General features: G+C 63.7%; 21 protein-coding genes. 13 read left to right on the top strand and 8 right to left on the bottom strand.

Annotation, left to right across the window (positions count from 1 at the left end; genetic code table 11):
• Positions 1 to 31: 31 nt before the first annotated feature.
• Both U0004_RS17490 and U0004_RS17485 read right to left on the bottom strand, forming a co-directional pair.
• Positions 32 to 1,396 carry an amino acid permease gene (locus U0004_RS17490; protein WP_070256931.1) on the bottom strand — a complete coding sequence of 455 codons (1,365 nt, stop codon included), beginning with the start codon at positions 1,394 to 1,396 and terminating at the stop codon, positions 32 to 34.
• A gap of 153 nt (positions 1,397 to 1,549) precedes the next feature.
• Positions 1,550 to 1,990 carry an acyl-CoA thioesterase gene (locus U0004_RS17485; protein ID WP_205412592.1) on the bottom strand — a complete coding sequence of 147 codons (441 nt, stop codon included), beginning with the start codon at positions 1,988 to 1,990 and terminating at the stop codon, positions 1,550 to 1,552.
• 135 nt (positions 1,991 to 2,125) lie between these two features.
• Between U0004_RS17485 and U0004_RS17480 the strand changes: the two genes are divergently transcribed.
• The 3 genes from U0004_RS17480 to U0004_RS17470 are packed head-to-tail and all read left to right on the top strand — an operon-like array spanning position 2,126 to position 4,300.
• Positions 2,126 to 2,860: a GntR family transcriptional regulator gene (locus tag U0004_RS17480; RefSeq protein WP_081345669.1), complete on the top strand. Its 735-nt coding sequence runs from the start codon at positions 2,126 to 2,128 to the stop codon at positions 2,858 to 2,860.
• Positions 2,835 to 3,590: an SDR family NAD(P)-dependent oxidoreductase gene (locus U0004_RS17475; RefSeq protein ID WP_070256933.1), complete on the top strand. Its 756-nt coding sequence runs from the start codon at positions 2,835 to 2,837 to the stop codon at positions 3,588 to 3,590. The genes U0004_RS17480 and U0004_RS17475 overlap by 26 nt, the downstream gene beginning before the upstream one ends.
• Positions 3,591 to 3,607: 17 nt before the next feature.
• On the top strand, positions 3,608 to 4,300 hold the full coding sequence (locus U0004_RS17470) for an aspartate/glutamate racemase family protein (protein WP_070256934.1): 693 nt from the start codon (positions 3,608 to 3,610) through the stop codon (positions 4,298 to 4,300).
• On the opposite strand, the gene U0004_RS17465 is transcribed toward U0004_RS17470, so the two are convergent.
• Positions 4,297 to 4,767 carry a heme-degrading domain-containing protein gene (locus U0004_RS17465; RefSeq protein ID WP_070256936.1) on the bottom strand — a complete coding sequence of 157 codons (471 nt, stop codon included), beginning with the start codon at positions 4,765 to 4,767 and terminating at the stop codon, positions 4,297 to 4,299. The genes U0004_RS17470 and U0004_RS17465 overlap by 4 nt on opposite strands.
• Positions 4,768 to 4,861: 94 nt before the next feature.
• Here U0004_RS17465 and alkB point away from each other — a divergent pair, with 94 nt between their 5' ends.
• The 8 genes from alkB to U0004_RS17425 all read left to right on the top strand — a co-directional run bounded on the left by alkB (position 4,862) and on the right by U0004_RS17425 (position 14,412).
• Positions 4,862 to 5,524, top strand: a complete 663-nt coding sequence (gene alkB, locus U0004_RS17460) for a DNA oxidative demethylase AlkB (RefSeq protein WP_070256938.1) — start codon at positions 4,862 to 4,864, stop codon at positions 5,522 to 5,524.
• A 91-nt stretch (positions 5,525 to 5,615) separates the two neighbouring features.
• Positions 5,616 to 6,527, top strand: coding sequence for a GTP cyclohydrolase FolE2 (gene folE2, locus U0004_RS17455; protein ID WP_115057625.1), 912 nt, complete (start codon positions 5,616 to 5,618; stop codon positions 6,525 to 6,527).
• A gap of 76 nt (positions 6,528 to 6,603) precedes the next feature.
• Complete coding sequence (locus U0004_RS17450) at positions 6,604 to 6,771, top strand: hypothetical protein (protein WP_167468666.1); 168 nt, start codon at positions 6,604 to 6,606, stop codon at positions 6,769 to 6,771.
• Between the two features lie 148 nt (positions 6,772 to 6,919).
• Positions 6,920 to 10,087 (top strand): heparinase II/III domain-containing protein, encoded by a 3,168-nt coding sequence (locus U0004_RS17445; RefSeq protein WP_167468665.1) that lies wholly within the window; start codon positions 6,920 to 6,922, stop codon positions 10,085 to 10,087.
• 88 nt (positions 10,088 to 10,175) lie between these two features.
• Positions 10,176 to 10,988 (top strand): class D beta-lactamase, encoded by an 813-nt coding sequence (gene blaOXA, locus U0004_RS17440; protein ID WP_070256944.1) that lies wholly within the window; start codon positions 10,176 to 10,178, stop codon positions 10,986 to 10,988.
• Positions 10,985 to 11,380 (top strand): hypothetical protein, encoded by a 396-nt coding sequence (locus tag U0004_RS17435; RefSeq protein ID WP_081345654.1) that lies wholly within the window; start codon positions 10,985 to 10,987, stop codon positions 11,378 to 11,380. Before blaOXA ends, U0004_RS17435 begins: the two co-directional genes overlap by 4 nt.
• A gap of 73 nt (positions 11,381 to 11,453) precedes the next feature.
• The gene (locus U0004_RS17430) at positions 11,454 to 13,913 is read left to right on the top strand and encodes a penicillin-binding protein 1A (protein ID WP_070256946.1); all 2,460 of its coding nucleotides are present in this window, start codon (positions 11,454 to 11,456) and stop codon (positions 13,911 to 13,913) included.
• 55 nt (positions 13,914 to 13,968) lie between these two features.
• Positions 13,969 to 14,412, top strand: a complete 444-nt coding sequence (locus U0004_RS17425) for an Imm70 family immunity protein (protein WP_070256948.1) — start codon at positions 13,969 to 13,971, stop codon at positions 14,410 to 14,412.
• Between the two features lie 83 nt (positions 14,413 to 14,495).
• Here the strand turns inward: U0004_RS17425 and U0004_RS17420 are convergent, their stop codons facing one another.
• The 4 genes from U0004_RS17420 to U0004_RS17405 all read right to left on the bottom strand — a co-directional run bounded on the left by U0004_RS17420 (position 14,496) and on the right by U0004_RS17405 (position 16,849).
• The gene (locus U0004_RS17420; RefSeq protein WP_070256950.1) at positions 14,496 to 15,230 is read right to left on the bottom strand and encodes a hypothetical protein; all 735 of its coding nucleotides are present in this window, start codon (positions 15,228 to 15,230) and stop codon (positions 14,496 to 14,498) included.
• Positions 15,230 to 15,802, bottom strand: a complete 573-nt coding sequence (locus U0004_RS17415) for a hypothetical protein (protein ID WP_070257089.1) — start codon at positions 15,800 to 15,802, stop codon at positions 15,230 to 15,232. The genes U0004_RS17420 and U0004_RS17415 overlap by 1 nt, the downstream gene beginning before the upstream one ends.
• A 78-nt stretch (positions 15,803 to 15,880) precedes the next feature.
• The gene (locus U0004_RS17410; RefSeq protein WP_070256952.1) at positions 15,881 to 16,168 is read right to left on the bottom strand and encodes a putative quinol monooxygenase; all 288 of its coding nucleotides are present in this window, start codon (positions 16,166 to 16,168) and stop codon (positions 15,881 to 15,883) included.
• 108 nt (positions 16,169 to 16,276) lie between these two features.
• On the bottom strand, positions 16,277 to 16,849 hold the full coding sequence (locus U0004_RS17405) for an FMN-dependent NADH-azoreductase (protein ID WP_070256953.1): 573 nt from the start codon (positions 16,847 to 16,849) through the stop codon (positions 16,277 to 16,279).
• Positions 16,850 to 17,011: 162 nt separating this feature from the next.
• Between U0004_RS17405 and U0004_RS17400 the strand changes: the two genes are divergently transcribed.
• A complete protein-coding gene (locus tag U0004_RS17400; protein ID WP_070257091.1) occupies positions 17,012 to 17,407 on the top strand; it encodes a winged helix-turn-helix transcriptional regulator in 396 nt (131 codons plus the stop codon).
• A 14-nt stretch (positions 17,408 to 17,421) separates the two neighbouring features.
• On the opposite strand, the gene U0004_RS17395 is transcribed toward U0004_RS17400, so the two are convergent.
• Positions 17,422 to 18,903: an efflux transporter outer membrane subunit gene (locus tag U0004_RS17395; protein WP_070256954.1), complete on the bottom strand. Its 1,482-nt coding sequence runs from the start codon at positions 18,901 to 18,903 to the stop codon at positions 17,422 to 17,424.
• A 92-nt stretch (positions 18,904 to 18,995) separates the two neighbouring features.
• Between U0004_RS17395 and U0004_RS17390 the strand changes: the two genes are divergently transcribed.
• Positions 18,996 to 19,616 (top strand): TetR/AcrR family transcriptional regulator, encoded by a 621-nt coding sequence (locus U0004_RS17390; RefSeq protein ID WP_070256955.1) that lies wholly within the window; start codon positions 18,996 to 18,998, stop codon positions 19,614 to 19,616.
• Positions 19,617 to 19,692 lie beyond the last annotated feature (76 nt).

Raw genomic sequence — 19,692 nt, 5'->3', positions numbered from 1 at the left:
TTTTGCTTCAGCTTGATACGGCGCAAGCAGCCTATGCCTTGGCCTTGCTTTGCTTGATCCAGTAACCGACGCCCAGCGCGGCGAGCCACACGGGTATCAGGTAGACGGAGATGCGCAGGCCCGGCGTCAGATACATGATCACCAGGATGCCGGCCAGGAAGACCAGGCACAGGTAGTTGGTGAACGGGTAGCCCAGGCTCTGGAACAAGGTCGTCTTGCCTTCGATTTTTTTCTGCGCGCGGAAGCGCAAATGGATCCAGCTGATCATGGCCCAGTTGATGATCAGCGCCGACACCACGAGTCCCATCAGCACTTCAAACGCTTCGCCCGGCATGAAGTAATTCACCACCACGCAGGCGCCCGTTGCCAGGGCCGATACGCCCAGCGCGACGAGCGGCACGCCGCGGCGGTTCAGGTGCAGCAGCGCGCGCGGCGCATTGCCTTGCTTGGCCAGGCCGAACAGCATGCGCGTGTTGCAATACACGCCGCTGTTATACACGGACAGGGCGGCCGTCAGCACCACCACGTTCAGGGCCGTGGCCACCAGGTTGCTGTCGAGCGCATGGAAGATCAGCACGAACGGGCTGCCGCCGGTGACGACGTTTTGCCACGGGTACAGCGACAGCAAAATCCCCAGCGCGCCGATGTAGAAAATCAGGATGCGGTAGATGGCCTGGTTGGTGGCGCGTGGAATCGTCGTGCTCGGATCGTCCGCCTCGGCCGCCGTGATACCCACCAGTTCCAGGCCGCCGAACGAAAACATGATGACGGCCATGGCCATCACCAGGCCTTGCCAGCCATTCGGGAAGAATCCGCCGTGCTGCCACAGGTTGGCCACCGACGCCTGCGGGCCCGCGTCGCCGGAGGCCAGCAGGTACGCGCCGAAGACGATCATGCCGATGATGGCGACCACCTTGACGAGGGCGAACCAGAATTCCATCTCGCCAAACGCCTTGACGTTCAACAGACTGATGGCGTTGATGACGCAAAAGAAGATGAGCGCCGAGACCCAGGTGGGCACGCCCGGCCACCAGTACTGCACGTAGATGCCGACGGCCGTCAGTTCGGCCATGCTGACGAGCACATACAACACCCAGTAATTCCAGCCCGACAAAAAGCCGGGCAGGTGGCCGCAGTATTTGTCGGCAAAATAGCTGAAGGAGCCGGCGACGGGTTCGTCGACCACCATCTCGCCCAGCTGGCGCATGATCAGGAAGGCGATGACGCCGGCGATGCCATAGCCCAGCAGGACAGAGGGGCCGGCCATCTTGATGGTTTGCGCGATACCCAGAAACAGGCCGGTGCCGATGGCGCCGCCCAGGGCGATGAGCTGGATGTGGCGGCTTTTCAGGCCGCGCTTGAGCTCTTGTGGTTCGGTAATCCCGACTGCCGTCATATGTTTTATCCTGTTTTTACGGGGCTGAGGTCGCTGATTCTAAAGCATGAACGGGCAAATCAGGAGCGAAATGCATGTTGCACTGCGGAGGCGCAAGAAAAGCCCCGCATCTTCGCTGAACGGCGCGCAAAACGGCGGTCCGGGCGTCCGCGTTCATGCGCCGGCCGCGACGATGGCCGGTTCGTACGTGGCCAGGAACTCGGGCGGCAGGCGGCGCGCGCGGCCGCTGCTCAATTCGATGCAGATCAATTCCCAGCGTCCGCGCACGACGGTGGCGCCGTCGCTGTCGCGGATCAGCTGGAAGCGCCGTTCCATGCTGGAGCGGCCATCGCTGGCGCACAGCCAGGTAGCCAGCGTCAGCGCTTCGCCGGCCCGCGTCGGCAGCAGGTAATCGTATTCGCCGCGGCGTATCGCCATGGCCCGGTCCAGGCGCCGGTAATCGTCCAGGTCCAGTCCCAGGGTGGCCGAATGGTGCCAGGCGATATGCTCGCACCAGCGCACGTAGACGGCGTTATTCGTGTGCTGCAAACCGTCGATGTCGCCCGGTTCGGGCGTGACGGGCAGGGTATGGGCGTGCGGATAATCCCAGTTCAAGTGCATTCCTTTCGATACGGTGGCGGCTGATTGTACGGTCTGGCGGCGCTTCCTGTCTCTGGCGCACGCATGGAAAAACACTGTTTTTCACATTGATGTATGATGCATCATAATTTTTTAAAGATCAAAAAACGCATGAACCATCCATTGGACAGTCTGGTGCACGTCAACCTGGGCAAGTCCGTGTACGCCATGCTGCGCGAAGCGCTGGCGGCCGGGCGCTTCCAGCCGAATGACCGGCTGCGCATCCGCGAGCTGGCGCTGCAGCTGGGCACCAGCGTCACGCCCGTGCGCGACGCCATGCTGCAGCTGGTGCAGGAAGAGGCGCTGGTGCTGCGCTCGCCGCGCGACTTCCGCGTGCCCGTGCTGAGCGTGGCGCGCTACCTGGAAATCCGTGCGCTGCGCCTGGAACTGGAAGGCTTGGGCGCGGCCGAGGCGGCGCAGCGTATCGACGGCGCCACCCTGGCCGACCTGGAACGCCTGCTGCAGGCGAATGAAGAGGCCATCGCGCGGCACGACCTGGCGGCGGCCCTGCAATGCAACCAGGCGTTTCACCTGGGCCTGGCGCAGGCGGCCGGCATGCCGACCTTAAAACGCTTCGTCGACCACCTGTGGATGCAGACGGCGCCCCTGATCGCCGCCGGCTACGCCAGTTTTTCGCCCGACATGCGGGTGGGCCACCACCACGCCATCATCAGCGCGCTGCGCCAGCGCGACAGCGCGGCCGCGCGGCGCGCCATCGAACAGGACATTCTCGACGGCGGGACGCAGATGCTGGCCTATGTCATGCGCCAGGAGCGCATCCACGCCGGCGCAACCGGACAAGAACAGGACGAGGAAGAACATGACGAACATCCAGCACAAGATTGAACAGAAAACCGCCATCGTCACGGGCGCCAGCCGCGGCATCGGCCACGCCGTCGCGGAGCGCTTCCGCAGCCTGGGGTGGAGGGTCATCACCGTCTCGCGCAGCCCGATTCCCGGAGGCTGCCCGCGCAGCCAGGAGCACAACACGCATGTATGCATGGATTTGTCGGACCTGAGCCAGATCGGGCAGATGGTCGAGACGCTGCGCCCCATGCTGGGCGACTCGAAACTGCACGCCCTGGTCAACAATGCGGGCGTGTCGCCGAAGGGACCGGGTGGCTCGCGCGTCAATTCGCTGACGACCGACATGCAGACGTGGCAGGAAATGTACAACACGAATTTCTTTGCGCCGCTGGCCCTGACGCGCGGCTTCGCGCAGGAATTGTCGAATGCGCATGGCGCCGTCGTGAACCTGTGCTCGATCGCCGGCTACCGCGTGCACCCGTTTGCCGGCTCGGCCTATGCCAGTTCGAAGGCGGCGCTGGCGTCGCTGACGCGTGAAATGGCCAACGACATGGCGCCGCTGAACGTGCGCGTCAATGCCATCGCGCCCGGCGAGATCGATACGGCCATCCTGTCGCCCGGCACCTCGCACATCGTCGACACGCAGATTCCCCTGCGCCGCCTGGGCACGACGGCCGAAGTGGCCGACCTGGTGGAGTTCCTGTGCAGCGAGCGCGCCTCATACATCACGGGCGCGGAAATTCCCATCGACGGCGGCCAGCGTATTTAATTGAAAAGGAAGATCGCATGACACAGCATATCGGCATCGTCGGCTGCTCGGCCGAAGGCGCAGCCCTGTGCTACCGCACGATCTGCGAAGAGGGCGCGCATGCGCTGGGGGCATATGAACACCCGGAAGTATCGATGCACACGCCGTCGCTGGCGCGTTACGTGGATTGCCTGAACGGGGGCGACCTGGCAGGCGTGGCCGAACTGATGCTGGCATCGGCGCGCAAGCTGGCCGCCGCCGGCGCCGATTTCCTGATCTGCCCCGACAACACCATCCACCAGGCATTCGAGCTGATGGCGCCCCGTTCGCCGCTGCCATGGCTGCATATCGCGGACGTCGTGGCCAGCGAAGCGGCGGCGCGCGGTGTCCGGCGGGTGGGCCTGACGGGAACGCGCTGGCTGGTCGACAGCGCCGTGTATCCGGACAGGCTGGCCGCGCGCGGCATCGCCTGCGTGCGGCCCGGCGAGGACGAGCGCAGCGAAATCAACCGCATCATCATGGAAGAACTGGTGCCGGGCGTGGTCAAGGGGGACAGCGTGGCGCGCTTCCAGGCCGTCATTGCCAGCTTGCGGGAGCAGGGCTGCGACGCCGTCATCCTCGGCTGCACGGAAATCCCGCTGATCATCAGCGACGCCAATTCGCCGCTGCCGACGCTCGATTCCACGCGCTTGCTGGCGCGCGCCGCCTTGCGCCGGGCGCTGGAAACCTAGCGTTCCAGCTGCGCCTGCAGCGCGGCCACCACCAGCGCGTGGTCGTCGGCTTGCGCCAGGCCGGAAACGGTCACCGTGCCCACCAGACCCACGCCGCGTATCAGCAGGGGGAAGGCGCCGCCGTGGCCCGCGTACTCGATGTCATCGAGGTATTTCACGTCTTCGAAGGTGCTGCCGCGGCTTTTATACGAGATGCCCATGTAGTAGGAGCTGCGGCAAAAGCGCTGCACCGTATTGTTCTTGCAGCGTATCCAGTCCGCCTGGTCCGCCGTGGCGCCCGTCATGGCGTGGTGGAACAGGATTTGACCGTTGCGCGTGATGTTGACGGTGACGGCCTTGCCCCGCTTGCGCACTTCCTCGACGATCCACAGGCCCACGGCCAGCGCGGCATCGTTGTCGAAGCGTTCGAATTGCAGGGATTCTTCCTGTTGCGCCAGGGTTTGCAGCAAATCGGCGTAATGATCCATCGTGGAGGCGGGTAGTAGTGGCTGGAAGCGCTACTGTAGCGCACCACGGGGCAGCCGCGCGCGCTTTTTCCGTGGCGCGGCTAAAATAGGCGGCATGAACCTGTCCCTGTTTGCCGATGAAGACCAGGCCCCGGCCGGGCCGGCGCCGCTGGTGCCTGGCTCTTCCGCCTCGGTGCTGCTGCGCGGTTTTGCGCTGCCGTATCTGGACGATGTGCTGCCGGCGCTGGACGCCATCGTGCTGGCGGCGGCCCCGCGCCACATGGCCACGCCGGGCGGCTTGCGCATGTCCGTTGCCATGAGCAATTGCGGCCCTCTCGGCTGGGTCACGGATGGACGCGGTTACCGTTATGCGCGGCTCGATCCGGCCAGCGGCCTGCCTTGGCCGCCGATGCCGCCCGTGTTCCTGCGCCTGGCGCGGCAGGCGGCGCTGGCGGCCGGCTACCCGGGCTTTGCTCCCGACGCCTGCCTGGTCAACCGTTATGCGCCCGGTGCGCGCATGGCCCTGCACCAGGACCGCGATGAATGCGATTTCACCGCGCCCATCGTCTCCGTCTCGCTGGGCTTGCCCGCCACCTTCCTGTTCGGCGGGGCGGAGCGGGCCGACAAGGCTGCGCGCATCGGCTTGCTGCATGGCGACGTGGTGGTGTGGGGCGGCACCGACCGCCTGCGCTTCCACGGCGTGGCGCCCCTGAAGGAGGGCGAACACGCGGTGCTGGGTCCGCAGCGCATCAATTTGACGTTTCGCAAGGCTAGCTGATCTGCCCATTTGCCCTATTAATGCAAGTTGCTTGCAAATGTGATTGTTTTTCTCCATGATATGCAACTTGTTTGCATATGGAGCCACCAACATGAAGCGCGATCCGATTTCCTCGCCCCTGCCCGACGTGGCGGCCGGCCCCCATCTGGGCAGTCCCTTGCCGCTGGAGTGGGTCGGCATGCAGGGCATCGCCTTGCCGCTGTGGCTGGAGGAGGGCGGGCAGGCGCAGCAAGTGCATGCCTGGGCCGACGTGCACGTGGATTTACCCGACCCGCGCGTGAAGGGCATCCACATGTCGCGCCTGTACCTGCTGCTCGATGCGTTTGCCGCCGCGCAGCCGCTCGATGCCGGGGGGCTGGCCGCCGTGCTGCGGCGCATGGTGGACAGTCACGCCGATTGCGGCAGCACGCAGGCACGCATGGCACTGGCCTTTCCATTGCTGCGGCGCCAGCCGGCGCTGCTGACGGCGGGACTGTCGGGCTGGAAATCGTATCCCGTGCGCCTGCAGGCCAGCTGCTCGCCACAGGGCTTTGCGCTATCCCTGACGGTGGAGATCGGCTACTCGTCGACCTGTCCGTGTTCGGCGGCGCTGTCGCGGCAATTGCTGGCCGACGCCTTTGCGGCGCAGTTCGGCGCGGGCGGCATCGACGGCGCGGCCGCGCGCGCCTGGTTGCAGGAACACGCCAGCCTGGCCACGCCGCACAGCCAGCGCAGCACGGCAACGGTCACCGTGCCATTGACGCAGCAGGCGGAGCTGGACCTGTTCCCCCTGATCAACCTGGTGGAAGCGGCGCTGGCAACACCGCTGCAGACAGCCGTGAAACGGGCGGACGAACAGGCGTTCGCGCGCCTGAATGGTGCTAATCTGATGTATGTGGAAGACGCGGCCCGCCGCGTGCAGGCGGCGCTGGCGCCCAGGTACGCGCAGGCCAGCGTTAGCGTGCGGCATATGGAAAGCCTGCATCCGCACGATGCAGTGGCGCAGGCTGGCAACGCTGCCTGAGGCGGCACGCTGGCGTGCGGCAACATTTGTCCGAAACACCTACACTTTTCAGTCACCCACCGAGAAGGAGTGCAGCATGCCTGAGAAAATCGAGCGGGACGCCATCGATGGCACCGTGGAGGAGGAACTGCAGCGCGAACGGCGAGAACATGCGCTGATCGACGAGGAAAAGCTCGGCATGGATGAGCTGGAAGAGGAGCGGCTGAGACGCGAGCGCGAGCCCTTGAACAAGCTCAAGGGGTAGCCATGCTGGCCTGTTGAAGTGGCGCAAGGGCTGCCTTCTTTCGAAGATGATGGCATATTAATAATTTCCCATGTACTTAAAAAAATGATATCGTCATTGCAAGTGGATGATATCTGGTTATTTAATGGTGTTTAATATGGGGAAGTATATGCTGGGAATCTTGAATGGTACGCAAGGCAGGGCTGGGTTGCCCGGTCAAAAAAAGAATGCAAAAAGGAAATTATTATTGCTTTCTTCTTTATGTCTGGCCAGTTTGAATGTCGGCGCAACGCCATTGTCAATTTCTTCGCAACATCCGCGCATATTAACGACGCAACTGGCAATAGATAATTTGAAGAGCCGACTGCCTTTGGGTCCAGCGGTTTTTCCTGGCGCGGCAGGCACCATCGCATTTGATTTTACCGCATCGAAAAAAGATCCGGCGGATGCGGCCGAGCAGTTCATTTTTGGCGAAATGAATGTCAATAATGGTAAAAATGGCATATTCATGCGGCATATTGATGGCGATACGCCGGGGATTTCCCGAATTCAGATTGGTATGCTGCAAAAAGCAATCGGTACCAAGCCTGCGCGTTACATTGCCTACAAGACGATCGACATGCCAATCGGCGTGGTGACGCGGATCGAGTTCAGCTGGAATAGCAGCCTGAAAACCACCAGCCTGAAAATCGGTGGCGCCAACGTCGCGATGGGATTGGAATGGCTGAATGAGACATCCACGGGCAAGGTTGATTTTTCACCTGACCAGACCGCTTTTCAATTTCCTGGCAGGGTCAATGAGCCTATCAGTAATTTCGTGTTGAAGGATGGTCAGGGAAATATCCTTGTCAATTATCCGGGTAACCTCGATATGGCATTGGCCACCGCCTGGTTTGATTTCACACGCCTGGTCAAATCGGATGTGGTATCGTTGAATATGTGCCCAACCGCTGCCTCACCCTGGACGCAGCCGAAAGTGTGCAATACGGCCAATGGACATCGCAATGGGATTGTCGAGTCTGCGCAGCAATTGGCGCTGGCCTATAAAATAACGCAAGATCCGGCCTATTATTCGGCGATATTAAATTATATTGACAAGTTACGTATCGTTCCCTTGAATGCTGGCGGCGACATGTCCATGGGCGGGCGTGTCATTGCGCTGGGCATCCTGTATGACTGGCTATACACGGAACTGGGCACCAGCGCCGTGTCTGACGATAATACGCAGGCAAGTTATCGGACGGCCATGGCTGCCACTATCCGCAATACCATTGCGGCGCAGGCGGCACCGGGTGGCACCAATCTGTTAAGTGAAATCTGTGGCCAGCAAGGCATGGCGGTCTCCTCGTTCGACTGCGCTGTCAAGCCCGTCTTCAGTAACTGGAACCGCCATGCTTCGCCGCCCCAGCCATCCATCGCAACCGCTTATATGGCGGGCATGAATTTCAGCAGCGTATATGGTGCTGCTGTCGGCTTGCTGGCCATCGCCGGACCGGAGAATGGCGACGTATTACCGATGATAGAAACAGCGTATAGCCATTTTGACGAGGGTTTTCTCGCGGTACGGCGTGATATTTCCAATGATGGCGGATACCACTCAGGATTTTCCTATAGCTTGGCTGACTTGCCATCCCGCCTGCTGCTGTGGAATACCGCTGTGCAAAATGCAGGCGACATGGGACAAGCCTCGCAGTGGCTGCCGAAAACCATCTATCCGTATATCTATGGACAGCGTGACGATAAAAGTTATCCAGCCAGTGGCGATAACTTCGTGACATTGTCAAGTTTTCCACTGGTGGGCAGCATTGCCTTATGGGCCGCTGCCCATGCGGGGGATGGCAATGCCTGGGATTATTACCAGAAACAGGTACATGGCCAGCGCTATGCGCCAAATCGCTACCCGTATATCCTGGAACAATTGTTTTGGCCCGTCGATCAGGCAAGCTTGAATCAGCCTTCCGATTGGGATTTGTCGCGCCACTTCCACCGTTCGGGTCAAGTACTGATGCGCGACCGTTGGACTTACCCGGACGCGACCTTGCTGGAGTTCAAGTCCACATCATTTATCACTGATAATCACCATCATCTGGATCAGAACAGCATTTCTCTCAATTACAAGGGGCCGTTGCTGGTCGATTCAGGCAGGTATGACAGCTATGGCAGCGCCCATTGGGCCAATTACTATACGCGCAGCATTGCCCATAATACAGTCGTTGCGTTTGATGCCAATGAGCGCTTCCAGCGGGCTGGCAGCGGGACGAGCAAGGTGGACTTCAGTAATGATGGCGGGCAATGGGTGGGCAGCGCGCGCGCGGCATACCCGACGCTGGAAGAAATCCAGCCTGGCGCGATGAACGCCCTGGATGGCATTGTCAATTATGAATATGCTCCTGGCTACACTTATGCCCGCGGCAACGCGAGCAAGGCCTATGCTTCATCCAAACTGGATCAGGCGAATGGTTTCCTGCGCAGCGTCGTCTACCTGCCGGCGCCGGCGACCGGTTCCCTGCCCATCGTCCTGACTTTCGACAGTGTGCGTACAAATGCCGCACCCGCCACCTTCTTGCTGCATACGGTCAACGAACCCGCTGCCGCAGTGGCGGCCACCGCACTTGGTAATGGGCAGTACCGTTTTACTTATGCGGCCACCGATGCACGCAGCATTACCATTCGCAATGGCGGCGGCATGCTGATCGCGCAAACCTTGCTGCCCGAGAAAGCCGTGATTACCAAGGTAGGGGGGCTGAACACGGGTGGGCAATGCGACCAGATCAGTGCCGATTCCGTCTTCGGCCCGGGGACCTTGCTGCCCGGCGGGCCCACCGGCGATTGCCGATTCACAGTGCGTGTTCTGCAAGCTGACAATAGCTATAAATGGCGCAATTACCCGCCCAGGGCCACTGATGCCACCGACACCAGCGTCACGGGCGATATCGGCGCCTGGCGTCTGGAAGTACAGGCGGACGGGAGTGTACCCGCTGGCGGCACCCAGTACTTCCTGCATGTCCTGCACGTGGCGGACAACGACCTGGGCAGCGGCAGCGCAGGCACTGGTTCGGCACGCCGCCTGGTGGCGGACAGCCATACGGAGGCCGTGCTGATCGGCACGCAGACGGTGGTGGCGTTCAACCGCGATGCGACGCCGTCGGCACGCATGAGCTGGAATGGACCGGCCTCGGCAAGCACCATCCTGGCGACCGGGCTGATGCCCAACGCGGACTTCCTGTTGACCCGGCTTGCGACGCCGGATGGCGAACAGCTGGTTTTGGCGCAGGCGGCAGCGGGCAGTGCAACTTACCGCAGTTCCGCCGAGGGTGTGGTCAATATCGGCATGTAGAATAGCGGTGGGCGGCGTGTGCCGCCTACCGGCTCCCGGCCATTCATCTGGCCGGGCACTGACGACCACCTTTTACTTAAATAAACGCATGAATCTTTCTTTGCAAAGCGCGTTCCTGGCCGCCTTGTCGGCCCTTTCCATCACGGCGGCCCAGGCCGCCACCATCTGCACCGCCATGGCCGACGCCAAAACGGGCGCCGTCCTGCTGCAAGAGGGCAATTGCCTCGACCGCGTCACCCCCGCATCCACGTTCAAGATCGCGCTCAGCCTGATGGGCTATGACGCCGGCTTCCTCAAGGACGAGCACAAGCCCAGCTTGCCATACCGCCAGGGCTATGTGGACTGGGGCGGCGAAGCCTGGCGCCAGGATACGGACCCGTCGCGCTGGATGCAGTATTCCGTCGTCTGGTATTCGCAGCAGATCACGCAGGCGCTGGGCGCCGAACGCTTCCAGAAATATGCCAAGGCTTTGCGCTATGGCAATGCAGACGTCTCGGGCGACCCGGGCAAGGACAACAGCCTGGAACGCTCGTGGATCAGCTCTTCGCTGAAAATCTCTCCGCTGGAACAGCTGGGTTTCTTGCGCAAGCTGGTCAATTACCAGCTGCCCGTGACGAAGCAGGCGATGGAAGCAACCCAGCGCCTCACCCGCCTGGCAGACGTGGACGGCTGGCAAGTGCATGGCAAGACGGGCGCCGCTTTCCCGCGCAAGGCAGATGGCAGCTTCGACGAAGCACATGGCTACGGCTGGTTCGTGGGCTGGGCCAGCAAGGGCGAGCGCAGCATCGTCTTTGCGCGCCTGGTGCAGGACGAGCAGAAAGGCCAGCAGTCTGCGGGCTTGCGCACGCGCGAAGCCATGCTGAAAGAATTGCCGGCCCTGCTGGAGCAGGCGCAGAAGTGACGGCCAGCATCGTCGCCGCCACCTTCATCGCGACCGAGGGCGAGTACCTGGAAGCCGTCATCGAGGTGGGCGGCCAGCGTCTGCATGTGATGGACGAGTTCGGTGGCGGGCAGATGGCCGCCGGCGCGCACGTCCAGCTCGAACTGTGGCCCATGCCCGGCGAGATGGATGACTGGGACGCCATCTTCCGCGCCAACCCGGGTGAAGAAAAACGCCTGCAGCGCCTCGATGGCTGGCGCTACCTGGCGTTGGGCGTCGTGACCCAGGTCGATCCCGTCATCTGCGACTGCGGCCTGTTGCAGCTGGAAAACCCGTTTACGACGCATGACGCACGCTGCATTGGCGCCTATGTCGGCGTTACCCTGGCCCGCCTGGATGCTTGCCTGCCGTAAATTCCGGCCCGCTTTGTTGCCCGCCCTATATACTTGCTGAAACGGATTTTCCGGCATCAGACAAGGTACAGGCATGGCATCAGGCATGGAGCAGTTTCAGGAAAAAGCACGGCAGGCATTCATACGGGCGCGCGCGCAGGCATGGCGCGTGGCGCGTGCGGGGTGGGTGAGGGCGGTGGCGCTGTACCGGCGCGGCCGCGCGCATTTGATGACCTTGCCGCCCGTGCGGCGCGCGCTGGTGCTGGCCTTATGGTCTTTCCTGGCCGTGCTGGCGCTGCTGACTGCATACATGCTGCTGCTGATTCCCCTGACACCGAGCATCCACGACTTGCGCCAGGCGCGCGCGGCCGCGCCGAGCACCATGGTCAGCGCGGATGGACAGGAACTGGCCCGCTTCGACCAGGGCTTGCAGGAACGGGTCACCTTGAAACAGATTTCGCCGAACGTGATCAGCGCGCTGATCTCGACGGAAGACCACCGCTTCTACGACCACCACGGCATCGACTTTACGCGCACGGCGGGCGCCATCTTGCACACTGCGGGAGGTAATCCCCAGGGCGGTTCCACCATCACGCAGCAGCTGGCGCGCAATATGTTCCCCGAAGAAATCGGCCGTTCGCGCAACCTGAACCGCAAGCTGAAGGAACTGATCACGGCCCTCAAGATCGAGGCCACCTACAGCAAGACGGAAATCCTGGAAGCGTACCTGAACACCGTACCCTTCCTGTACAACACCTACGGCATCGAGATGGCGGCCCGCACCTACTTCGACAAGCCCGCCTCGCGCCTCGATATCCTGGAAAGCGCCACCCTGGTCGGCATGCTCAAGGGGACGAATTACTATAATCCGGTCGGCAATCCCGAACGCTCGCTGCAACGCCGCAACGTGGTGCTGGGGCAGATGCGCAAGCATGACGTCATCGACGAGGCGCGCTACAAACAGTTGATCAAGCGGCCGCTGCGCCTGCATTTCGAGCGCCAGAGCGAACGGGCGCAATCGGACAGCCATTTCACGGCCTATGTGCGCAAGTGGCTGATCCAGTGGGCTGACGAGAACGACTACAACCTGGAACTCGACGCCCTCGTGGTGCACACCACGCTCGACTACGACTTGCAGCAGGCGGCCGAGCGCGCCGTCGAACGCCAGGCGAATGCCTTGCAGGCGATTGCCGACGTGGAATGGAGCCGCGCGGGCGTGCCGTCATCCACCTCGACGGGCATGTACGCGGGCATGCAGGGCGGCAGCGTGCCGTTCGATTATTTCTGGAAATCGCATCCGGCCCTGCTGGACGCCTTCGTGCGCGAGTCGGGCGACTACCGCAAGCTGACGGCCGCCGGCGCCACGCCGGACGACGCGCTGGCGCAACTGAAAGGCGACCGCGCCTTCATGGCGGCCCTGCGCAAGTCGAAGACGCGCCTGGAAGCGGGCTTTACGGCCATGGATCCGGCCACGGGCGCCGTGCGTGCCTGGGTGGGCAGCCGCGACTTTGCGCGCGAACAGTTCGACCATGTGTCGCAGGCGGCGCGCCAGCCCGGCTCCACCTTCAAGCCCATCGTGTATGGCGCCGCGCTGGAAAAGGGCTTGAGTCCCGAGCACGTCTACCGCGACGCCGTGATGGATATCAAGGCGGCCGACGGCACGATATGGCGCCCGACGGACATGAGCGGCACCACGGGGCGCGACATGACCATGCGCGACGGCCTCGTCTACTCGAAAAACACCATCACGGCGCAGGTGATGCAGGACGTCGGCTTGCCGCCCATCATCAAATTGGCGCGCGCGCTCGGTATCCGCGACAGCAAGCTGGAAAAAGTGCCGTCGCTGGCGCTGGGCACCAGTCCAGTCACCTTGCTGGAAATGGTCAACGCCTACGCCAGCATCGCGGCCCAGGGCGAAGCCCGCCTGCCGTTTGTCGTCACGCACATCACCGACCGCGAAGGCAAGGTCATCGCCCGCTTCGGCGAAGACAAGCCCAAGCGCGCCATGAAAGAAGAATCGGCGGCCACCCTGACGGACATGATGCGCGGCGTCATCGACCGTGGCACGGGCACGGCCATCCGCAGCCGCTTCGGTATCCGCTCCGACGTGGCCGGCAAGAGCGGCACCACGCAAAACAATGCGGATGGCTGGTTTATCCTGATGCACCCGGAACTGGTGGGCGGCGCCTGGGTCGGTTTCAATGACGCGCGCGTTACCATGCGCAGCAATTACTGGGGCCAGGGCGGCCACAACGCCGTGCTGGTGGTGGGCGACTTCTTCAAGACGGCGCTCGACACGGGCAAGCTGTCGCGCGACGCCATCTTCCCCGGCGGCAAGCCGCCACCGCCGCTGCGCCATGTGGAGCCGGTCGAGGAGCCCGAGGATGAACCGGTGGAAGAGCCCGGCGATTTGCTGCAAGAGGGCGCGCCGCCGACACCGCTGGCCATGCCGGCCGAAGGCGACGGCGGACAGGAGTCGCATGGCAAGGCGGTGCCGGAGCCGACGCCAGCCCCGGCACCGCAGCCCGCTCCAGTGCCGGCGCCGCAGGGCTGAGCACCGGGGTGTTGTGGCGTTTTATTGATAGCGACTGATAGCGGGAGCCATGCGGATGATTGCATTCAAACACGGCAGTGCCATCACTGAGATTGGCTTCGAGAATGCGTTTTACTCCCTGTTTTCCACGGTGGCTGTCCACCTGGAAGACGGCCGCTGGGGTTCACGGTTTCCGCATATCATGGAAAAACTCTACCAGGGCAGGCTGGATGCCGCCGATGCGCCAGCTGCCTGCCTGCAAATGCAGGCCATCAAGAGAGGCCTTGCCGCGCTGGCGCCGACGGAAGTCGTCTGGGATATGCATGACCGTGCGAAGGAACCGCCCTGGGGGAGCGCCATCGGCCCCAACGTGACGTCCATGGCAAATTACCATGCGACGACGGCCGGCCGGAATCTGCTCGACGAGATGGCCGGCTGCGTAGCGGCGCTGGCCGCACTTGGCGGGATGCTGGAGATTATCCCGTTTGACGGCATTCCTCCATTTTACTATCCCGACTAGCCAGCCTCAGGCCGGGAGATGCTGACTCCCGGACGGCCGCCGCGGCATGACCATGCGTGAGTGTCATGGCGGGAATGGCCGGTCTACAGCGTATTGCGCCTCAAGCCCGCTTCCCGCACGAACACTTGCAGCGCAGGCATGGTCTGCTGGTGCAGCGCTTCCAGTTCCGCTTGCAGCGCGGGCCGGATGACGAGGCTGCCGTCGGCCTGGCGGTGCACGGGCAGGCCCAGTGCCTGCGCCATTTCCACCGGGTAATTCGTGAAGTCTCCGTACGGGCGCTTGCCGTCGACGGACGGGGTGGGCCAACAGCCTTCGGCCAGGTAGTCTTCCGCCGCCATGCCCAGCATTTCCAGCGGCAGCCACGACTGCTGGCGCAGCAGTTGCAGGTGCCGGGTGGTAAACGTGAACGGCGCCTTGCCGTTGGCATAGCTGCCCGGCTTCAGCCTGGCCATCTGCACGAAGTGGGGCAGCAGCAGTGCCGCTTCCATCAGGCGCTGCGCGGCCAGCGCCGCATCCTTGCTGGCGATGGCTTGCATGGCCAGTTCCAGGGCGTCTCCTTTTCCCAGCGGGTACGCCGGGTTGAGCATGGGCGCGCCGCTTTCCACGGGCGACCAGCCGATATTGAAACGCCGTATCAACGCCAGGTGGTGCACATTGAGCACCTTGGGCAGCGGAGCGTCGAGGGTGGCCAGGATGCGCTGGCGCACGGCGCGGGGCAGGCCGCCGCCGTCGGCTGCGCGCGCGAGCACGGGCGAACATAGCAGGGCGCCGGCGAGGCGCAGCAGCTGGCGCCGCAGGGGCTGGATCAGGCGCGACATCACGGCGTCGTCAAGTCCTGGCGCTGGAATTCGATGCGGTTTTCCTGATAGTCCCACTTGGTGTAGGGTCCGAACACGCGCCGGTTTTCCTTGCTGTCGGCATTCGACAGCTCGCGTTTCATGCGCCGTACCAAAGCGGGGTCCGTGAGGGGCGCCGTGGTGGTGGCGAAGACGTCATGCCGCACGCTTTGCTTGGCATCGGCGCCGCGTGAAATGATGGTGAGCTTGCGCGAGGCCGGGTCGAAGTACAGGCGCATGGCGAAGGTATTCATGTCTTGCAGGTACAGGCCGTCGTCGCGCTGCTGGGCATAAAAATAGTCGCCGCAGACGGCCTTCGGCTCGCGTTTCCATTCGCAGGACAGGGCGATCAGCAGATGCCGGTCATCGAGTTGCTTGACCGAAATGCGTCCTTTGGAATAGCCCCAGGTGCTGGCCGGCACGGTCGCCGACGAGGCAAGATTGTATTCGCCCACCAGCTTGGCCAGGGGAAGGGGAGATTGCGCCGAGGCGCTGATGCAGAGCGTCAAGGCGGCTGCCGCTGCGGCGCCGCGTATCTTGGTAAATGGTGTCATGATGGCCATAAAGAAAAGTTGCCATATTATAGATGGCAACTTTTCAATCTGGCCACGCGCTAGCGCAGCGCGCCGGCCTTACTTCAGCTTGCTCAATTCCGCCACGTCGATCTTGACGGCCTTGCCCTCGGTGGCGGCCACCAGGGTCAGAAAGTGGGGTGTCGCATAGTGCGCCGTCAGGGCCGCCTTGTCGGCCCATTCTTCCAGCATGATGAAGCGCGTGGGAATCTTGTTGTCGAGGTGCAGTTCGTAGCGCAGGCAGCCGCTTTCCGCGCGGCTGGGCGGCACGACGGCTTCCAGGGCGGCGCGCACGGCGTCGATATGGTCGGCTTGGGCATCGATGGTGGCGACGACGATCAGGGTCATGGTGGTCCTTGTGGTTGGGGTTCCAGCAGCTTAGCGCATCTGGCGCTTCCTTGCCGGCCGGCCACCATGGGGCTGCGCCGCAACGGCTTGCGGCGCAGCTGGCACTCCTTAGGCCGCTTGCAGTGCGCCGATCTGCTCGAAGGCGCCCGTCAACGCCTGCGCCCGGGCTGCGTCGCTGACCTTGACGCCTTCGGCGCGCACGATCTCGATCTGCGTGACGCCGAGGAAGCCGAGGAAGGCGCGCAGATGGCTTTCCTGGTGTTCCAGGGCCGCCATCGGCGTGTCGGCGCCGTAATAGCCGCCGCGCGTCGAGGCGATGATCACGCGCTTGCTGCCCAACAAACCTTCGGGGCCGTTGGCGCCGTACTGGAACGTCTTGCCGGGCACGGCCAGCGCATCGAGCCACGACTTGAGCTGGCTGGGGATGGCAAAGTTGTACATGGGCGCGCCGATGACGATGACGTCGGCGGCCAGCACCTGCTCCAGCGCGCCGGCCAGCACTGCGCCGTCGGCGGCGCTGGGGGCTGCCGTAAATTGCGGCAAGGGTTGCGCGGCCAGGTCGCGGTACTGGGCGGTGGCGCCAGGCGCGGCCGCTTGCAGGCGGGCGACGATGGCGGCGGACAATTGGCGGCTGATGGAATGCTCGCCGAGGATGCTCGAATCGATGTGCAGGATGTTCATGTGAGCCTTCTTGGGTGGTATGATCGGGTGGTATGTTTTTGTAACCGAGTTAAATATAGTGACTATCAAATGAACGCACAAGAAGGCACTTTTTCCACACTGGGGCACACGGATGTGACTATTGGCGACGCCGCCGCGCAAGGGGCGGAGCTGGAACGGCGCATGCGCGACGAAGGCGGCCATGCGGGCGTGGCTGCTTCCTGCCGCCCGATCACGGACATCCTCACGCGCGTGGGCGACAAATGGAGCGTGATGGTGGTGATATTGCTCGGCAATGGCACCAAGCGCTTCAACGAGATGCGCCGCCTGATCGGCGGCATCTCCCAGCGCATGCTGACCCTGACCCTGCGCGGGCTCGAGCGCGACGTCCTGGTGACGCGCACCGTGTTCCCCACCGTGCCGCCGCGCGTCGACTACGCCTTGACGGACCTGGGCCGCTCGCTGCTGATCCCCATCAGCGCACTGGGCGCCTGGGCCCATGGCCACCGCGACGCCATCGATGCGGCGCGGCTGGCGTTTGATGCCAAGGCAGCGAAGCAGTTGCCAGCCGACGATTAAGCCAGCTCGATGAGTTACCTGGCTGCCATCGCTTCTGTTTCGGCCTGTGGTGCCTGCCAGCCGCCGCCCAGCGCCCGGTAAGTGGCGACAGCAGCGCGCGCCGATGCCGTTTGCGCCTGCGCGCGCGCGTCCGCTGCGCGCAGCAGCCTGGTGTCGGCTTGCAACACATCGAGCCGGCTGACCACGCCTTTTTCGTAGGCAGCCAGCGCGGCGGCGCGGGCGCGCTCAAACGCTTGCACGCTTTGCGCCAGCAGTGCGGCCTGTTCTTCGTGGCGCAGCAGGGCCGAGCAGGCGTTTTCCACGTCTTCGGCGGCATGCAGCGCAGCGAGCCGGTAGGCCGCCAGCAGCTCGGCTTCCCGGCCACGGGAAGCCTCGATCTGCGCATCGATGCGGCCGAAATCGAACAGGCGCCAGCGCAGGCCCAGCATGCCAGCGGCCTGGCCGGAGCCGCTGCCGAACAGGGCGCCGCCGGACGTGGCGCTGCCAAACAGGGCACCCAGGCTCAGTTTCGGGTAATACTCGGCGACGGCCGCGCCGGTACGTGCGCTGGCCGCGGCCAGTCGCCGTTCGGCGGCGATCAGGTCGGGCCGGCGCCGCAGCAGTTCGCCCGGCGCACCATCGGCCGTGATGCGCGGCGCGCGGGCCATTACCCCTGCCGCGGCCATTTCATCGCCGTAGGTGCCGGGTGCGGCGCCCAGCATCACATCGAGCGCATGCAGCGCCACCTCGCGCGCCGTGTCCAGGCCGGGCACGACGGCGCGCGCTTGCGCCAGCGACGCTTCGGCCTGCCGCAGCGCCGGCTCGTTCAGCAATCCCTTGTCATATAGCAGCGTGGCGAGCTCCAGCAGCGCCGCCTCCGTGTCGACCTGCCGGCGCGCCAGGTCGAGCCGCGCCTGCAATCCCTGGATGGACAGGTACAGGTCGGCCGTTTGCGCCGCCACGGCCAGCCGTGTGGCAGCCCATCCCGCCTCGCTGGCTTCGTAATCGGCACGCGCCGCTTCGCGTTCGCGGCGCAGGCCGCCGAACAGGTCGAGCTCCCACGACGCCTGCAGGTTCAATTCGCGCGCGCTGCCGGCGCGATCATGGCCTGGCGTCGCGTCCAGGACCTGGCCCAGCGGCGTCTGCACCGATTGGTAGGCGCGCGCCGCCTGGCCGCCAAGGCTGGCCGACGGCAGCAGCGCTGCGTCGGCCGCACCGGTGGCGGCGCGCGCTTGCCTGACCCTGGCCTGCGCTTGCGCCAGGTCGAGGTTTTGTGCCAGCGCCACCGTCACCAGATGGGTCAGGCGCGGATCGCCGAAGGCCGTCCACCACTGCCGCAATTCGGCGGCGTCGGCAGTGTTGGCACCCGCGCGCGCGCCGAGCGCCGCCCGGTGCGGATACTGCGCCGCATGCGGTAGCTCGGGCCGGCGGTAATCGGCACCGGCGGTGCAGCCAGCGGCCAGGCTGGCGGCGAACAGCAGAAAGGGGAGGCGCAGGCGCAGGCGCGGCAGTGACATGGGGTCTTCCAGTTCAAAAGAGAATAATGTGTGACTATAATACACATTGGTCACTTATTGTGCATTCCGGCGCGGCGCGTTAAGCTGTCGCCATGAATTCCACTACACCCGATACACCAAGCCCTGCGCGCGGCCCCGCCGGCCACGATGTGCGCGACCAGATCGTTGCCGCTGCCACTGACTACTTCAGCCGCTACGGCTATGAAAAGACGACTGTCTCCGACCTGGCCAGGGCGATCGGCTTTTCCAAGGCCTATATCTATAAGTTTTTCGAATCCAAGCAGGCCATCGGCGAGCATATCTGCGCCAGCTGCCTGCGCCAGATCGAAACCGAGGTAAGAAGCGCGGTCGCGGCGGCCGAGCGGCCGCCAGAGCAGCTGCGGCGCATGTTCAGGGCCAGCGTAGAGGCCAGCTTGCGGCTGTTTTTCCAGGACCGCAAGCTGTACGATATCGCCGCCTCGGCCGCCACCGAGCGCTGGCCAGCCGTGCAGGCCTACGAGCTGGCGATGGGCGCCTTGCTGCAGGATATCTTGCAGCAAGGGCGCCAGACAGGCGACTTCGAACGCAAGACGCCGCTCGACGAGACGGCCAGCGCGATCTATCTGGTGATGCGCCCCTACGTCAATCCCTTGCTGTTGCAACACAGCGTAGACAGCAGCGAAACGGCGGTGGTGCAACTGTCCAGCCTGGTGTTGCGCAGCCTATCGCCATAACCTCTCAGTCAGATTGTGACCATTGACTTATTTGGTCACTGGTACCAGAATGAGAACCCTGATCACTCGTTCATGG

Origin of the sequence: Janthinobacterium lividum, assembly GCF_034424625.1 — a bacterium.
Lineage (GTDB): Bacteria > Pseudomonadota > Gammaproteobacteria > Burkholderiales > Burkholderiaceae_D > Janthinobacterium > Janthinobacterium lividum.
Note: the sequence above shows the minus strand (reverse complement) of the source record. Positions and strands in the feature narration are given on the sequence as shown.

Bases quoted from the DNA above. Each gene is read 5' to 3' on its own strand.
- U0004_RS17465 (WP_070256936.1), bottom strand. From the start codon at position 4,767: ATGGATCATTACGCCGATTTGCTGCAAACCCTGGCGCAACAGGAAGAA.
- U0004_RS17430 (WP_070256946.1), top strand. From the start codon at position 11,454: ATGGCATCAGGCATGGAGCAGTTTCAGGAAAAAGCACGGCAGGCATTC.
- U0004_RS17400 (WP_070257091.1), top strand. From the start codon at position 17,012: ATGCGCGACGAAGGCGGCCATGCGGGCGTGGCTGCTTCCTGCCGCCCG.
- U0004_RS17445 (WP_167468665.1), top strand. From the start codon at position 6,920: ATGCTGGGAATCTTGAATGGTACGCAAGGCAGGGCTGGGTTGCCCGGT.
- U0004_RS17490 (WP_070256931.1), bottom strand. From the start codon at position 1,396: ATGACGGCAGTCGGGATTACCGAACCACAAGAGCTCAAGCGCGGCCTG.
- blaOXA (WP_070256944.1), top strand. From the start codon at position 10,176: ATGAATCTTTCTTTGCAAAGCGCGTTCCTGGCCGCCTTGTCGGCCCTT.
- U0004_RS17415 (WP_070257089.1), bottom strand. From the start codon at position 15,802: ATGACACCATTTACCAAGATACGCGGCGCCGCAGCGGCAGCCGCCTTG.
- U0004_RS17405 (WP_070256953.1), bottom strand. From the start codon at position 16,849: ATGAACATCCTGCACATCGATTCGAGCATCCTCGGCGAGCATTCCATC.
- U0004_RS17450 (WP_167468666.1), top strand. From the start codon at position 6,604: ATGCCTGAGAAAATCGAGCGGGACGCCATCGATGGCACCGTGGAGGAG.
- U0004_RS17425 (WP_070256948.1), top strand. From the start codon at position 13,969: ATGATTGCATTCAAACACGGCAGTGCCATCACTGAGATTGGCTTCGAG.
- U0004_RS17470 (WP_070256934.1), top strand. From the start codon at position 3,608: ATGACACAGCATATCGGCATCGTCGGCTGCTCGGCCGAAGGCGCAGCC.
- alkB (WP_070256938.1), top strand. From the start codon at position 4,862: ATGAACCTGTCCCTGTTTGCCGATGAAGACCAGGCCCCGGCCGGGCCG.
- U0004_RS17480 (WP_081345669.1), top strand. From the start codon at position 2,126: ATGAACCATCCATTGGACAGTCTGGTGCACGTCAACCTGGGCAAGTCC.
- U0004_RS17420 (WP_070256950.1), bottom strand. From the start codon at position 15,230: ATGTCGCGCCTGATCCAGCCCCTGCGGCGCCAGCTGCTGCGCCTCGCC.
- folE2 (WP_115057625.1), top strand. From the start codon at position 5,616: ATGAAGCGCGATCCGATTTCCTCGCCCCTGCCCGACGTGGCGGCCGGC.
- U0004_RS17390 (WP_070256955.1), top strand. From the start codon at position 18,996: ATGAATTCCACTACACCCGATACACCAAGCCCTGCGCGCGGCCCCGCC.
- U0004_RS17410 (WP_070256952.1), bottom strand. From the start codon at position 16,168: ATGACCCTGATCGTCGTCGCCACCATCGATGCCCAAGCCGACCATATC.
- U0004_RS17475 (WP_070256933.1), top strand. From the start codon at position 2,835: ATGACGAACATCCAGCACAAGATTGAACAGAAAACCGCCATCGTCACG.
- U0004_RS17395 (WP_070256954.1), bottom strand. From the start codon at position 18,903: ATGTCACTGCCGCGCCTGCGCCTGCGCCTCCCCTTTCTGCTGTTCGCC.